Here is a 14101-nt window from a genome sequence, read left to right on the forward strand (position 1 = left end):
CTATATTAATTAAAAAAGGCGCCCGTTTGAAGCGCCTTTTTACATTACTTAGTGAAGTTAGATTAGGCCTTGCCGGTCTGCTTTAAGGCAAAGGCATAGACCAAGGCGACCTCTTTCAGGCGATCGAAACGACCAGATGCGCCACCGTGGCCGGCATCCATGTTGGTGCGTAGCATCACCAGGCTATCATTAGCCTTCTTCTCACGCAGTGTTGCAACCCATTTGGCAGGCTCCCAATAGGTAACGCGCGGATCAGTCAGGCCGCCAAGTGCGAAGATCGCTGGATAGTCTTTCGCTTCCACATTGTCGATGGGAGAATAGGAGGCGATATATCCATATGCGCTCTTATCGCGGATCGGATCACCCCATTCCGGCCATTCAATCGGTGTCAGCGGCAACGTGTCGTCGAGCATGGTGGTTAGCACGTCCACAAATGGCACTTCAGCAATCATTGCAGCAAAAGCCTCAGGTGCCATGTTTGCACATGCACCCATCAGCATGCCGCCGGCAGAGCCGCCGTGCGCAACGATCCTGTCATGAGCGGTGAAGCCTTCGCTAGCTAGGAACTTCGAGGCTGCGATGAAGTCATAAAAGGTGTTCTTCTTGAATTCACGACGCCCGTTCTTGTACCAGGCATAGCCTTTGTCTTTGCCACCACGAATGTGCGCAATCGCATAAACAAATCCGCGATCAACAAGCGACAGGGCATTGGTGGAGAAGCTGGCAGGAATTGAGAGGCCATAGGACCCATAACCGTAAAGCAGGCAAGGAGCACTTCCATCCAGAACTGTCGAGCGTTTATAGAGCAGAGAAACCGGAACCAGTGTACCATCATGTGAAGGAGCCATCAGGCGGCGCGTAATGTACTCAGAAGCATCGTGACCAGATGGCACTTCCTGCCGCTTGCGCAGCACTCTATCGCGCGTAGCAAGGTCATAATCATAAACCTCGCTTGGTGTTGTCATGGAAGAATACGTGAACCGTATGGTTGTGGTGTTATACTCAAACCCTGCGGCTATACCGAGGCTATAGGCCTCTTCATCAAATTCAATGCTGTGTGAAATACCATCGATGAAACGATGGACGACAATCCGCGGCAAGCCATCAACGCGCTCAAGCCACACCATATAATCCTTGTAAACATCGTGCGATAGGATCAGACGGCCAGGCTTATGAGCAATCAGATCAACCCAGTGTGACTTACCCGGAAGAGCAAGCTGGGCGACGAGCGGCACGCTGACAATCTTGAAATCTTCAGCCTCACCAGCGTTGGTCAAGATCAGCAGGCGGTCACCATTATCTTCGACGGAATACTCCACGCCAGTCTCACGCTTGGCAACCAACGTAGGGGCTGCCAAAGGTTCATCTGCTGGAATAAGCCAAACCTCGGTGGTTTCATGGTCGCCTGAACCAACACAAATGAAGCGTCCGGATTGTGTTCTGCCAAGCCCAACAAAGAAGCTTGTATCTTGTTCTTCATAAACAAGAACATCTTCAGATGGTGCTGTACCGAGCTTGTGGCGGAAGAGCTTGGAAGGGCGATGGTTTGCGTCTACCTGAACATAAAACAGATACTGACCGTCCGTAGACCAAACACCGCCTGCACCAGTGTCTGGTATGGTGTCTTCCAGATCCTGTCCTGTCGTCGTGTCGCGCACTTTCAGTGTGTAGTACTCGGAGCCTTTGTCATCATAAGCCCAGGCCAGATACCTATGGTCATCGCTGTGAGATGCACCGCCAAATTTGAAGTATGCTTTGCCATCAGCTTCAAGGTCTCCATCGACAAGAACTATGGGGTCGCTTCCATCACGCTTGCTGCGCACAAATTTGGGGTGTTGGCCACCTTCAACAAACTTCATCGCATAGGCGTACTCACCATCAGGAGAAGGAACTGAACTGTCGTCTTCTTTGATACGACCCTTTAGCTCTGCAAAAAGTGCTTTTTGCAGCTCTTCAGTGTCTTCCATCTCGCTTTCGGTGTAGGCATTTTCTGCTTCAAGATAGGCACGGATCTCAGGATCAAGCAGAGTGGGGTCTCGCATTACCTCCTGCCAATTATCTGCGCGCAGCCAGGCATAAGGCTCGTTGCGAGTAAAACCATGATGGCTGGTTTCATGAGTGCGCATCTGCGCGCTTGGTGGAACTGACTTTTTCATTATACCTGACTGAGTTTACGCTTATGATTTTGAAATCTGAATTCTATTCTTCAGCATTTTAATCGGGAACGAGCATAAAGCCAGTTCCCGATTAAAACTTATCCCTGAGAAGATATGCGCTGAATCGAAGGTATAAATTTGAACCTGAAGCTTTTTACACCGATAATTTTCATGCTCATATGTCTTTCGAAGAGAGCAGATAATATTATTTCAATGTAATTAGAGTTGTTCTTCCACAGCTTCAAAACGTCGCTCTTTTGCCTCGCGATAACACCTATCTTGGATTTGATCAAAACTACGTGTCAGGTGTGAATGTCATCGAAGTACCATTCATGCAGTAGCGAAGTCCTGTTGGTGGTGGGCCGTCAGGGAAAACGTGTCCGAGATGTCCTCCACAACTTGCACAGCAAATCTCTGTGCGGACCATGCCAAGCGTAGCGTCTTTATGTTCTGTCACAGCATCGGGAGAGACCGCCTCAAAGAAACTTGGCCAACCGCAGCCTGCATCAAATTTTGTGTCTGATTTGAATAGCTTAGAGCTACATGCTGTGCAGCTGTAGGTGCCTGTTTCAAAGGTATTCCAATAAGGGCCTGTAAAGGCCCGTTCGGTACCTTTTTCCCTAAGGATACGATATTGCTCAGGGGTCAGTTGTTCCCGCCATTCCGACTCGGTCATGTCCTTAGGTGATTTTTTGTTAAACATGATAGAAATCCTTATTCACCGGGCTCAATGGTAGGGCCATGTTAAGTTTACCAAGACATAAACAAACAGCCAATGCCTATAAGGCAAGTTACAATTAGGTGAGGTTAAAGTTTATTGGAACCTGACAAAACTAGAATGTGATGAACTTGCCCTGCATGGGTGGGCAGCTTATGTCTTTGGAGTGGTCGGGGGAGCGTGTTTGGCAAATTCGACTCGGTCTTATAGGTTAACCACACTAATAAATTTACGGAGTGCTACATGCCTTTATTCGGTGTCGAGGCAACGTTCTGGGCGTTATTAGGCCCGTTTGTTGCCGCTGCGCTTAGTCCCTTTCTGGCAAAGACTCTGAAACACAATGCTGCGTGGCTTCTCGCTGTTATTCCTGCATTGGCGTTCCTACAGTTTCTTTCATTCGTGCCAGGCATTGCCGAGGGACAAACATTCAAGGCGAGCTTGGAGTGGGTTCCCACCTTCAACGTAAATTTCTCGATTTATCTGGATGGCCTGTCTGTCTTATTTGCGCTTCTAATTTCGGGAATAGGAACGCTCATTACGCTTTATGCAGGTGGATACCTGAAAGGCCATGAGAACCTTGGGCAGTTTCTATCCTACCTGTTCCTCTTCATGGGGGCCATGCTGGGCGTTGTTGTTGCTGATAACGTCATCACGCTCTTCATCTACTGGGAGTTGACGTCTATCACGTCCTTCCTGTTGATCGGGTTTGACCACCTGCGCCGCGCCTCTCGCCGCTCTGCTGTGCAAGCGCTTGTTGTAACTGGCGGCGGTGGTCTAGCTCTGATGGCTGGTTTGATCTTAGCTGGCTACCAAGGTGGTAGTTTCGAGTTGAGTGAGTTGCTCAACTCCGGAGATGTTTTACGCAAAAGCCCGTATTACACCGCGATCTTCATCTTGGTGGTGCTGGGCGCTTTCACAAAGTCAGCTCAATTTCCGTTCCATTTCTGGCTTCCAAACGCAATGGAAGCTCCGACACCTGTTTCTGCATACTTACACTCTGCCACCATGGTGAAAGCCGGTGTTTACCTGCTCATGCGCATGCATCCGGTTCTGGGAGATACAGAACTCTGGATGACCGTACTTCCGATCTTTGGTGGCATCACACTGCTCGTTGGCACCATTCTTGGCATTCGGCAGACCGACCTCAAACTTGTTCTGGCCTACACAACAGTTGCGTCTCTCGGGTTGCTGGTGATGCTGACAGGCACATCAGACCCGGTGGCGATCCAAGGCGCCGTTATATACCTGTTCGCGCACTCACTCTTTAAGGGCTCTTTGTTTATGGTGGTCGGAACCGTCGACCATGAATCAGGTACACGCGATCTGAACAGAGTAGGGGGCTTGTTCTCACTGATGCCGATCACCGGTACAGCTGCGGTCCTATCTGCATTGTCAATGGCAGGTTTGCCACCTCTGGTCGGCTTTGTTGCAAAAGAAGTTCTTTATGACGGAACAAGGCACGCTGTGAACGGTGGGCTTTGGACTGGCTTTGCCGTACTGGGCAACGCGATGATGTTTGCTCTGGCCGCGACCGTTGCCATTAAACCGTTCTTCGGCGCCGAGGTGAAAACACCAAAAGTTGCTCATGAAGGAACTGTCCTACTTGTTGCGGGATCAATCACTCTTGCGGTTCTGGGCTTGGCAGCCGGTGCATTCATCGCATCAGTTGGTCATCAGCTCTTGTCACCAATGACCTCTGCAATTCTGGGAACACCATTTGATGAAGAGTTGCATTTGTTCCCCACATACCTGTCACCAGCGCTTTACCTGTCCTTAGTGACAGTTGCCCTTGGTATTATCATCTTCATGTACATGGATAAGCTCCGTGTGATTGTTGCTGATGCTCTGCGAACCATTGGGTGGGGACCAGATAAAGGCTTCGACCAAGTCTTGGAAATTATCATTCGTTTTGCAACCACGCTGACACAAACAGTTCAAACTGGCAGTATGGTCACCTATATGCGTGCAACGTTTACCGTAATCGCGCTGGTGCTGTTTGTACCAATGATCCTCACAGGCAATTGGCCAAAGCTGCAAGGTATAGGCAGCTTCTACGCTTATGAGTGGTTTATTGCCGCGATTGCGGTGATTGGCGTTTATGCCGTGTTAACAGCACGCTACCGAGTAACGGCGATTGTCCTGCTTGGTATTCAAGGCTTTGCAGTGGCACTGATCTACCTGCTCTTTGGAGCGCCGGATCTGGCCTTCACGCAGTTTATGGTTGAGACACTCTCGGTTGTGATCCTTGCATTGGTAATGACCCGTCTGAATCTGAAGCCAACCGATGCCCGGTCATCGCGTGGCAAGGCATTTGATATCAGCCTGTCAGTGCTTTGCGGTGCGGGTATTAGCATGTTGCTGATGTCCATTATTCAACTGCCGTTTGACCCAACACTCTCTGAGTTCTTCACACAGTACAGTCGGACGATTGCGCACGGTCGGAACATCGTGAACGTTATTCTCGTTGATTTCCGCGGCTTCGATACGATCGGAGAGATCTCCGTTGTGATGGTAACGGGTCTGGCGGTCCTTGCACTTATCCGAGTGCGACCTAAATCAAACGGAAACTCGAACTCGGAGAAAAATCGCTAATGAATACGCTTATATTCAGAACGGTCGCTCCGTATCTCTCTGCTCTGATGATGCTTTTTTCCGTCTTCGTATTGCTCCGTGGGCACAATGAGCCCGGTGGAGGTTTCATCGGCGGGCTGATTGCCGTTTCCGCCTTCGCAATTTATGGCATTGCCTGCGGTGTCTCTGCAGTTCGCCGGGCAATGAAGTTTCATCCTATGTCCATTGCTGCGTCAGGCCTGCTCCTCGCGGTTGTCTCTGTGTTGCCGAGCCTGTTCTTCAGTCAGCCAGCAATGACAAGTCAGTGGCTTGCTCTCCCGTTTTTGGGCACGGTGATTGACCTGTCAACACCGCTGTTCTTTGACATTGGAGTGTATCTGGTGGTGGTAGGAGCGATTTCTTCGATCGCTCTTTCTCTGGAAGAAAGGGCAGACTAATGGAAACGCTTTTCTCTGTTCTGGTCGGGATCCTTTTTGCAGGTTCCATTTATCTGCTTCTGTCTCGCAAACTTGTACGGATCCTGCTGGGCATTGCCATTCTTGGAAATGCCGTGAACCTCTTGATCTTCACGGCAGGACGCCTGACACGGGATGTACCGCCAATTATTCCGCTTCAAAGCTATCTCCCCGTAGAAGCAACAGCGAACCCTCTGCCTCAGGCATTGGTGCTGACCGCGATTGTGATCTCGTTCTCATTCCTGGCATTCTTCCTGGTCCTCGGGTACCGGGCCTATCAGGAGCTGGGAACAGATGACTTGCTTGATATGCGCGTTGCAGAACCCAAAGAACATTCTGAACCGCCGCTGGGGTACTAAGTAGATGGCTGCAACGAAAACGACAGTTGATATTACAGCGGCAATGGTAACGGAGGCGGTGCCTCTTGCCGACTGGCTATTGGTTGCTCCTGTCCTGCTCACCATGGCAGGCGGTGCAATTTCAATTATTTTTCGAAAGAAATCGGCTACTCAGCCTTGGATCGCGATCACAACAATCGCACTGGTGATCCTTTCAAACATCGGCTTGCTCAACCACGTTCTCACCAATGGTGTTGTGACAATGGTGATGGGCAGTTGGCTCCCGCCTTTCGGTATCGCTTTTACAGCTGATCCGCTCGGCGCATTGCTGGCGCTGACAGCCTCTGTAGCAACCATGTGTGTCGCCGTCTTCGCAATGAACTCAATTGCTGAAAACGAAAGACGCTACGGTTTCTATCCGTTCCTCCTGATGCTGCTCTGCGGTGTCACAGGATCATTTTTGACAGGAGATATCTTCAACCTTTATGTGTGGTTTGAAGTCCTGTTGATCTCATCCTTCGGTATGCAGATCCTTGGAAATGAAAAGGTGCAGATCGACGGTGCTGTAAAATATGCAGTGCTGAACCTGATTGCGACAACGCTATTCCTTGCCGCGACTGGCCTGCTTTACGGTCTGGTTGGTACGTTGAACATGGCGGATATTGCTGGCAAGCTAAAAGCCTTTGATAGCTCTGGTCCGATGCTTGGTTTGGCAACCCTGTACTTCCTTGCGTTTGCAATGAAGGCAGCAGCGTTCCCAGTCAATTTCTGGCTTCCGGCCTCTTATCACACACCACGTTTGGTAGTGGCCGCAATCTTTGCAGGCTTGCTCACCAAAGTCGGTGTCTATGCGCTGCTCAGAGTGATGCTTCTGCTGATGCCGGAAGGTCGTGACTGGCTCGCCTCTCTAATTGGAATAGTCGCCATCGCAACGATGCTGACCGGCTCACTTGGTGCGCTGGCTCAAACAGATATCCGACGCCTGATGGCCTATCTCGTCATCGCTGGTATCGGTGCCATGATGGCTGGTATCGCAGTCGGCAATGAAGTTGCTGTATCTGGTGCGATCTTCTACTCCATGCATTCCGTTCTCATCATGACTGCGCTTTATCTCTTGGTCGCCTTTATGTTCCAGATGAGCGGTACATTTTCCCTGCGGGAAATCGGAGGTCTCTACATCCGCACGCCTCTGGGCGCTGGAATAGGCTTGATCCTCTTGCTCGCAGTCGCAGGCTTGCCACCTTTCTCTGGTTTCTGGGCAAAACTGTTGCTCGTAGCTGGTGCGCTAGAAGCTGGTCGTGGCTGGGTCGCAGCTGGTATTCTGGTCTCTGGGCTGTTTACGACCATTGCTGTAGGACGTCTTTGGATCTTCGCATTCTGGCGAGGCGGGAACGAGCACACGGTGGATGGCATTCAAGCTCTCCCCATTGCCGGTAGCTCTGATGCCTCTGAGATATCGTGGAGCATCTGGTTGCCACTCGTCGTGTTGACTGCGCTGATCTTCATAATTGGAATCTTGCCGGAAACCATGATGTCCATAACTGAGAATGGAGCAAAAACGCTGATTGATCCGACAGCCTATATCGGTTCCGTATTTGGAGGCATCCGATGAACAACACGGTCTTTCTCATGAACCTGCTGCTTGCAGCAGCATGGGGCGCTGTTACCGGCTCATTCACACCGCTGAATCTGATTTTCGGTTTTATCTTGTCCAGTATTGCGTTGTTCCTGATCCGGGAACAGATCGCATTTCGAGACTACTTTCAGCGCGGTGGGAAGATTCTCATTCTTGCTGGCAGCTTCTTCAAAGAGTTGGTGCTGTCCTCTTGGCGGGTGCTGATGATTGTTATCAAACCGAAGATCAATCTCCACCCAGGCATCATCGCAGTGCCGCTCTCAGTCAGCGAAGACTTTGAGATCACATTGCTGGCAAACATGGTCACGTTGACACCGGGAACGCTCTCCGTCGATGTTTCGGAAGATCGAAAGGTCTTGTTTGTGCATTGCCTCAACGTGCCAGATCCGGAAGAAACAATTGATGGCATCAAGAATGGTTTTGAACGTCAGATCTTGGAGGCGTTTCGATGAACGGATTTGAGGCTTTCGCATCAGATTTTCTGTATGCCTGTGTGAGCATCGCGCTCTTTATTCTCGGCCTGACATTCTTGCTGATTGTCTATCGCATCATCAAAGGCCCAACCTTGCCTGATCGCATTGTTGGACTGGATCTATTGGTGGTTGTCGCCATCGGCCTGATAGCGACTGTGGGTGTTGGGTCATCATACACGCTCTATATCGATATCTCGCTTGCACTCGGTCTTGTCGGCTTTCTGGCAACCGTTGCCTTCGCCCGCTTCATCTTAAATCGAGGGCAGGCCAAAGACTTTATTATCATGCAGGAAATCAAAGATTCCGAAAAGCAGGAGGAGCAGAAATGATGTCAGCAGTTATCTCCATCCTGACTGGGATTATGCTCATTATAGGAGCAATCTTTGCAGCTGGCGCAGCGCTTGGCATCAATCGTCTGCCAGACGTCTATACACGCATGCACGCAGCGTCCAAGGCGGGAACTTTGGGGTCTGGCTTGATGGTGCTGGCGCTTGGCCTCTATTCGCAGCAGTGGGATGATTTCATGCGCGCTGTCGCGACCGTCTGCTTCTTTCTGTTGACGGCTCCGGTTTCTGCACACCTCATCGCGCGCGCAGCCTATGTCGTGGGCTACAAACCTTGTAAGGAAACCAAATTGGACGAGCTGAGTGTGACGAAGAAGTCTGCGGAGCCTGAAACACCGCAATAATATGTCAGCTTCGATCACAGTTTCTGGGGTTTAGTGCAGCCAAATCACCAGAAATAATCGACAATGCCCTTTGGGAAGGCGGTTGACTAGAAACGTGAGTTTCACCGGCATCGCCTTGCCAACAGCCAATTACACAGCAAAGTCTCATTCTTTTACCTGTACATTAGGGCAAGCAGTTTATCTAGTTTACTTCTATGATTTCTCAAGTTTGTTGGAAGTCTGTAAGGTCCTTCTAAATCACAATGCACAAAAAACCATAGTAAATCTGCTTTTTCATACCGAATTTAACTTGTTATCCTTATTTCCTGTCTCTATAAAAGCCTCCTATGGTTTTTGCTTGTTTAGAGTCGAAGCTTAGCTGAGATAAGTACGGATCTAACGTTTAATCTTCGGATTGAAGTATTAGTTCTGTAGTAAGTAAGCACACCTACGAAATTTAGATCCACAAGATGACAGGTTAGAGATGAGCGAGATCCCTGCAGATAATAATTTGATGGAACTGACTGCTGATATCGTGTCAGCCTATGTTGGTAATAACACTGTGGCCTCTGCCGATTTGCCTGTGCTGATCAACGACGTTTACGTCGCTTTGCAGAAAACCAGTGGTGATCTTTCCGAGCCAGAGCCTGAGCCACTCAAGCCAGCTGTGCCGGTGAAGAAGTCTGTTACGAACGATTACATCATCTGTCTTGAAGATGGTAAGAAGTTTAAGTCCCTGAAGCGTCACCTACGCACGCATTACGATATGACACCTGAAGAATATCGTGAAAAATGGGGTCTGCCTTCAGACTACCCAATGGTTGCTCCTCATTACGCGGCAGCTCGTTCTGAGCTTGCTAAGAAAATGGGTCTCGGCCAGCAGCGTAAACGCGCTAAGTAATTTCAGGACATATCCTGACAGAAAACCAGCCTCAATCGGGGCTGGTTTTTTTTATTCCCCTTCTGCTGTTTCTTATCCCCCCATTATTGATGAATTTCCCTTAAGGGTGCACGTGTTGTGCATAGTGCCCTGGCACGCCTTCTTCGACCTTCCGTAAAGGTAAAATTAGTTCATCTGACACTAGAGCTTAAGTTCTAATTTTCTTGTGCTTTACTAAGTTGTGATCTCAAAACACCTGCAAGTCTCAAGAGTTAATTCAAAAAAATAATTCGATAAGGTTTTAAGGGCAGCTTTCGAAACTTCGAAGCTGGACTCAAAAATCGCTTAAGTCTGCCAGTCGTTTAGAAAAATTTATGCTTTGAGACCGCGAGGTACCAATCTTATCCCCCCCGAGTATCGCTAGGGCAACAATCAATTGTTCTTTGACGATAACCAATCAGTTCATTGGAGTAATTAAATGCCAAGATTTTCTGAGGGGGAGAAAAATGAAATGTCCAAGAGTCCGTGTTCGGAGTCTTCGGTTCATTCTGGACTGTCCCAAAAGCCTCTGTCAGCGGTGGACTGGATGGCGACAGGCCGTGTCGCGCTTGCATTTGGATTGAAGCCAGAGGAGCTTCATTCTGCCTCCCGCGGTTATGCAAAAGCTGCACAGGCCCGCCAAGTCTCTATGTATATTCTTCACGTCTCAATGGGCATGACCCTGTCCCAAGCAGGTGCAGTCTTTGGACGTGACAGAACAACAGCAGCCCATGCCTGCAAGGTGGTTGAAGATTTAAGAGAAGATCCGAAATTTGATGCTGTCCTCTCCGAGATTGAGGGGCAGCTGTCTGCGTCTATTGCCAGTGCGCGCATGCATTCTTCCCTAAGCTCCGGAGGTCAGTCTGATGCCTACCCAGCCTGAGGAAGCAGTATCTGAAATGCAGCTCATCAAATTATGCAAAGGGCTCGCAGTTGCAAAGCAGCATGCGGAACCTGAGGGGGAAGCTAAAGCTGTCTTATCGCGTGCAATAGCCCTGTCGCTGGTTGCTTCCTGTGCGCAGGGCTACCAGCTGACCAAAAAGGGCAAAAGCTGGTTGCGGCGAAAATTGAGCTATGGAGGGTTGGAAACTCAATCTAATACGGAGCAATCTCAAATCAATACCATCAACTCAGAAAGCCCACTGGCCTGGCTAAGGAGTAGAAAAGACAAAACGGGGAGAGGATACCTCTCGGAGCTCCAGTTTGAAGCAGGTGAGCGATTAAGAGAAGATTTCACCTACGCGCAACTTTGGGGAACCGTTAGATCGAACTGGCGCAGTGAGCAATCATTAAGATCGAGTACTAAGGTAGATGATGTATCCGACAGCGTTTACGATGCCAGAGATCGCCTTCAAAGAGCTCTCTCAACTGTCGGACCGGAGCTCTCCGGCGTTCTCATGGATGTGTGTTGTTTCTTGAAGCCTTTGAAACAGGTTGAGAGCGAGCGTCAATGGCCACAACGAACAGCCAAGATTGTTCTGGGGTTGGCGCTAGACCGACTTGCTACACATTACGGTGCGTCTCGCAGTCGTGCGATCGGTCCCGAAAACGCTCGGATGGCGAGTTGGGCAGCGTCTAATTCGGAGTTAGAGCAGCGGACGCATCATCCTTGATACGCTGAACCATGGAACTCAAGCCATTGGAACGCTGAGGCGTCAGGTGTTCTTTGAGGCCAATCTTGCCAAATATACTCTCGATGTCCGTTGCAAGGATTTCCTTTGCTGAAACACCGGAATATTGCGCAAGAACGATAGCAACAAGACCGCGAACAATGTGTGCATCGCTGTCGCCCTTATAGAACAGGATCGGGCCTTTATCGGTATCTTCCTGAATGTTCTTCGAAAGCCAGACCTGAGAAACACAGCCATGAACGCGGTTTTCCTCACTGCGTTCATCATCTGTCAGGGGCTCAAGTTCTCGACCCAGCTCGATGACATAGCGATAGCGGTCTTCCCAGTCTTCGAGGAACTCAAAGCCTTCCAGAATATCAGCGATCGCAGTGGTCATAATACTATTCTCTCACTCAGGGTTTTGAGGGCGTTTCTACCGCGCCAACCGGTTAGGGGCAATACGATTGGATTCAAAATGTATAACGGCCCACACTCCAGATGAGAGTATAGGCCATAAATAGCTCAGATTTATGGAAATTGACCTTAATTCCGACCGTAATACAGCGGATTAGGACGCGGTAACGGAACAGCAGCAACTGGAGTTGCATAGATTGGCTGAACTTCAGCAAACAGACCTTGTTCAGATGGATCTGCTTGCGCAGAGCTGTTCTGTTGCTGGTCTTGATCGAGTTGCCATGGAATGTCCCGATCAGCTGAACTAAGTGTACCGGAATGTGCAGGCTCGTCTGATGGGCTTGTAAGGCTCGGCAGCAGCTGGCCAGCTGCAACTTCATCAAACGGTATGGCCTCGATAGCATCCTGAGCTGACGGCAGAGCAGCAAACTTTGTGGGTTGCAGATCTTCTGTCTCACTGTCGCTGAGGTAATTGTAGGTCAAGCGAGCAGCTTCTTTTGCCTTTAAACCGACGAGAGTGATGACAGAGCCGCCCATCTCGCAAGCATTGGGATTACGATCACAAAAACCGCCAAGGTCCTTCACGGTGGATTGAGCAGCAAGGTAAACCTGAACGATCCCAATAGATGGTGCGTCCTCATCACTGCCAGTTCCAATTGGAAGCAGAAGCAGTACAAGTCCGATCCAAAATGTAGTTCTAAGCAAAAAGAACATTGGCTTCGCCCGTGGGTTTCAAGTGCGCCGAATAGGCTGACAACTTTTAGATAGTCGTTTAACTTGTTGAAACTATAGGGTTTACTCTCAAATATAACATATATTGTTCTCAATAAAATTGAATCAAATTTTATGTAAATTTGAAAACTACTGAAATTTATGGCTATTTTTGGTCTTTCGAAAATTTTGCGAAGCGTATCTATGATTAATAAAAGGTGTAGAAAAAGTATCCCAGCGGCACCTTATTGAAGTGAAAAGCCACCAGATGGGGCTCACAATTAAAACTCAAAAGTGCACATAAGAGTTTTTTTAAGCAAAACTTGATAGAAACAGTAGGACTGGAAAACCAGAATACAGCCCAATTTAACCCAAGGTTTTATGGTGGTTCTCGGTGGGCAGAGAGCTATTCAAAGTGGACTTGCTGAGGTGAGGGCGATATCTCTAACCTCTCAGGAAGACACCAGTTAACATTGGTAGTGACCGAGTACTCGGGTGACACACAAATTGCGTTGAAAGAGGTAGTGCTTGATGGTGGGGCGAAAGCCAAACGGCAAAAAAGCGAGCAAAGGTGGAGCCCGTAGGGGGGCTGCACATACGCAGCCTGATGGTGATTACCAAATGCATGTGGACTATGACGAAGACGGTGTTTTCTATGAAAATGGCGAAGTCGATCATGCTGCTGTTGCTAACGCTGCCTCCAAAAAGTCTCCAGGCATGAACAAGCTCTCTACATTGGTGCTGTTAGGCTTCGTTGGCATGGCATCGCTGATCGCGGTGAACGCTGCCTTTTTGCAAGATGCCAAGCATCCCTCTCCAATGGTCGCCACGCGGGTTTCTCAAAGCCAGTTAGATAGCTCAGAACTTGTAAGAGCAACTCAGAGATTGAGACAGCAAGAGCTGGTTGCTGAAGTGCAAAAAGAACTGCGCCGTTTAGGGGTGTATCCGGGCAGTTTGGATGGCCAGTTCGGTCCCGCGACAGAACGGGCAGTCCGTGCTTATCAAAGACAACGCGCAATGAGTGAAAACGGGCAGGTGACCGAAGCGCTGCTCGCACGGCTGACAATGGACTTTGCCGCGTTTACGCCGTCTCCAAACACCGCGTCTGCTGAAGGGACTGAGATTCCTATTCCTCGGGCAAGTCCTGAGGAAATTGAAGCATTGACGCAAAGTGGCTCCAATCTGACACAAGTCTCCGGTCAAACGGATGCAATGACTGAGCGTATCAAGCGCCTGCAAAAAACATTGGCAGATCTGGGGTACGGCCCGCTTACAATTGATGGTATTCCGGGTGGCCAGACCGCTTCTGCAATTGCCGCATTCCAACGCGATAATGCTTTGCAGATAGACGGGCAAATGAGCGAAGCTCTCTTCTCTAAGCTTGCTACTGTCAGTGGCACACGGATCTGATAGCGCGACCAATTCAATAAGAA

General features: G+C 49.4%; 15 protein-coding genes. 11 read left to right on the forward strand and 4 right to left on the reverse strand.

Annotated features, from left to right (window positions below; all coding sequences use genetic code 11):
• Window positions 1-62: 62 nt before the first annotated feature.
• Window positions 63-2156 (reverse strand): S9 family peptidase, encoded by a 2094-nt coding sequence (locus PsAD13_RS12285; RefSeq protein WP_063318347.1) that lies wholly within the window; start codon window positions 2154-2156, stop codon window positions 63-65.
• 295 nt (window positions 2157-2451) lie between these two features.
• A complete protein-coding gene (msrB, locus tag PsAD13_RS27325) occupies window positions 2452-2859 on the reverse strand; it encodes a peptide-methionine (R)-S-oxide reductase MsrB (RefSeq protein WP_084404713.1) in 408 nt (135 codons plus the stop codon).
• A 258-nt stretch (window positions 2860-3117) separates the two neighbouring features.
• Here msrB and PsAD13_RS12290 point away from each other — a divergent pair, with 258 nt between their 5' ends.
• The 10 genes from PsAD13_RS12290 (at window position 3118) to PsAD13_RS12335 (ending at window position 11546) form a co-directional block, all read left to right on the forward strand.
• The gene (locus PsAD13_RS12290) at window positions 3118-5466 is read left to right on the forward strand and encodes a putative monovalent cation/H+ antiporter subunit A (RefSeq protein WP_063318348.1); all 2349 of its coding nucleotides are present in this window, start codon (window positions 3118-3120) and stop codon (window positions 5464-5466) included.
• A complete protein-coding gene (locus PsAD13_RS12295; RefSeq protein WP_057465865.1) occupies window positions 5466-5882 on the forward strand; it encodes a Na+/H+ antiporter subunit B in 417 nt (138 codons plus the stop codon). The genes PsAD13_RS12290 and PsAD13_RS12295 overlap by 1 nt, the downstream gene beginning before the upstream one ends.
• The gene (locus tag PsAD13_RS12300; protein WP_057465866.1) at window positions 5882-6259 is read left to right on the forward strand and encodes a Na+/H+ antiporter subunit C; all 378 of its coding nucleotides are present in this window, start codon (window positions 5882-5884) and stop codon (window positions 6257-6259) included. The genes PsAD13_RS12295 and PsAD13_RS12300 overlap by 1 nt, the downstream gene beginning before the upstream one ends.
• 4 nt (window positions 6260-6263) lie before the next feature.
• Window positions 6264-7850, forward strand: coding sequence for a Na+/H+ antiporter subunit D (locus PsAD13_RS12305; RefSeq protein WP_063288157.1), 1587 nt, complete (start codon window positions 6264-6266; stop codon window positions 7848-7850).
• Window positions 7847-8326: a Na+/H+ antiporter subunit E gene (locus tag PsAD13_RS12310; protein ID WP_057465868.1), complete on the forward strand. Its 480-nt coding sequence runs from the start codon at window positions 7847-7849 to the stop codon at window positions 8324-8326. Before PsAD13_RS12305 ends, PsAD13_RS12310 begins: the two co-directional genes overlap by 4 nt.
• On the forward strand, window positions 8323-8676 hold the full coding sequence (locus PsAD13_RS12315) for a cation:proton antiporter (RefSeq protein ID WP_057465869.1): 354 nt from the start codon (window positions 8323-8325) through the stop codon (window positions 8674-8676). Before PsAD13_RS12310 ends, PsAD13_RS12315 begins: the two co-directional genes overlap by 4 nt.
• On the forward strand, window positions 8673-9035 hold the full coding sequence (gene mnhG / locus PsAD13_RS12320; protein WP_063293249.1) for a monovalent cation/H(+) antiporter subunit G: 363 nt from the start codon (window positions 8673-8675) through the stop codon (window positions 9033-9035). Before PsAD13_RS12315 ends, mnhG begins: the two co-directional genes overlap by 4 nt.
• A gap of 463 nt (window positions 9036-9498) precedes the next feature.
• Complete coding sequence (locus PsAD13_RS12325) at window positions 9499-9915, forward strand: MucR family transcriptional regulator (protein WP_008549808.1); 417 nt, start codon at window positions 9499-9501, stop codon at window positions 9913-9915.
• Window positions 9916-10405: 490 nt separating this feature from the next.
• On the forward strand, window positions 10406-10816 hold the full coding sequence (locus PsAD13_RS12330) for a helix-turn-helix domain-containing protein (protein ID WP_193757784.1): 411 nt from the start codon (window positions 10406-10408) through the stop codon (window positions 10814-10816).
• Window positions 10800-11546 (forward strand): DUF6456 domain-containing protein, encoded by a 747-nt coding sequence (locus tag PsAD13_RS12335; RefSeq protein WP_063303619.1) that lies wholly within the window; start codon window positions 10800-10802, stop codon window positions 11544-11546. Before PsAD13_RS12330 ends, PsAD13_RS12335 begins: the two co-directional genes overlap by 17 nt.
• Here the strand turns inward: PsAD13_RS12335 and PsAD13_RS12340 are convergent.
• Both PsAD13_RS12340 and PsAD13_RS12345 read right to left on the reverse strand, forming a co-directional pair.
• The gene (locus PsAD13_RS12340; protein ID WP_057465873.1) at window positions 11509-11940 is read right to left on the reverse strand and encodes a SufE family protein; all 432 of its coding nucleotides are present in this window, start codon (window positions 11938-11940) and stop codon (window positions 11509-11511) included. The two genes, PsAD13_RS12335 and PsAD13_RS12340, sit on opposite strands and share 38 nt — an antisense overlap.
• A gap of 146 nt (window positions 11941-12086) precedes the next feature.
• Window positions 12087-12671, reverse strand: coding sequence for a DUF5330 domain-containing protein (locus tag PsAD13_RS12345; RefSeq protein ID WP_057465874.1), 585 nt, complete (start codon window positions 12669-12671; stop codon window positions 12087-12089).
• 528 nt (window positions 12672-13199) lie between these two features.
• On the opposite strand from PsAD13_RS12345, the gene PsAD13_RS12350 reads away from it, so the two are divergent.
• Window positions 13200-14078, forward strand: a complete 879-nt coding sequence (locus PsAD13_RS12350; protein ID WP_057465875.1) for a peptidoglycan-binding protein — start codon at window positions 13200-13202, stop codon at window positions 14076-14078.
• Window positions 14079-14101 lie beyond the last annotated feature (23 nt).

It is taken from the genome of Pseudovibrio sp. Ad13 (assembly GCF_001623225.1).
In the GTDB taxonomy this organism is placed as follows: domain Bacteria; phylum Pseudomonadota; class Alphaproteobacteria; order Rhizobiales; family Stappiaceae; genus Pseudovibrio.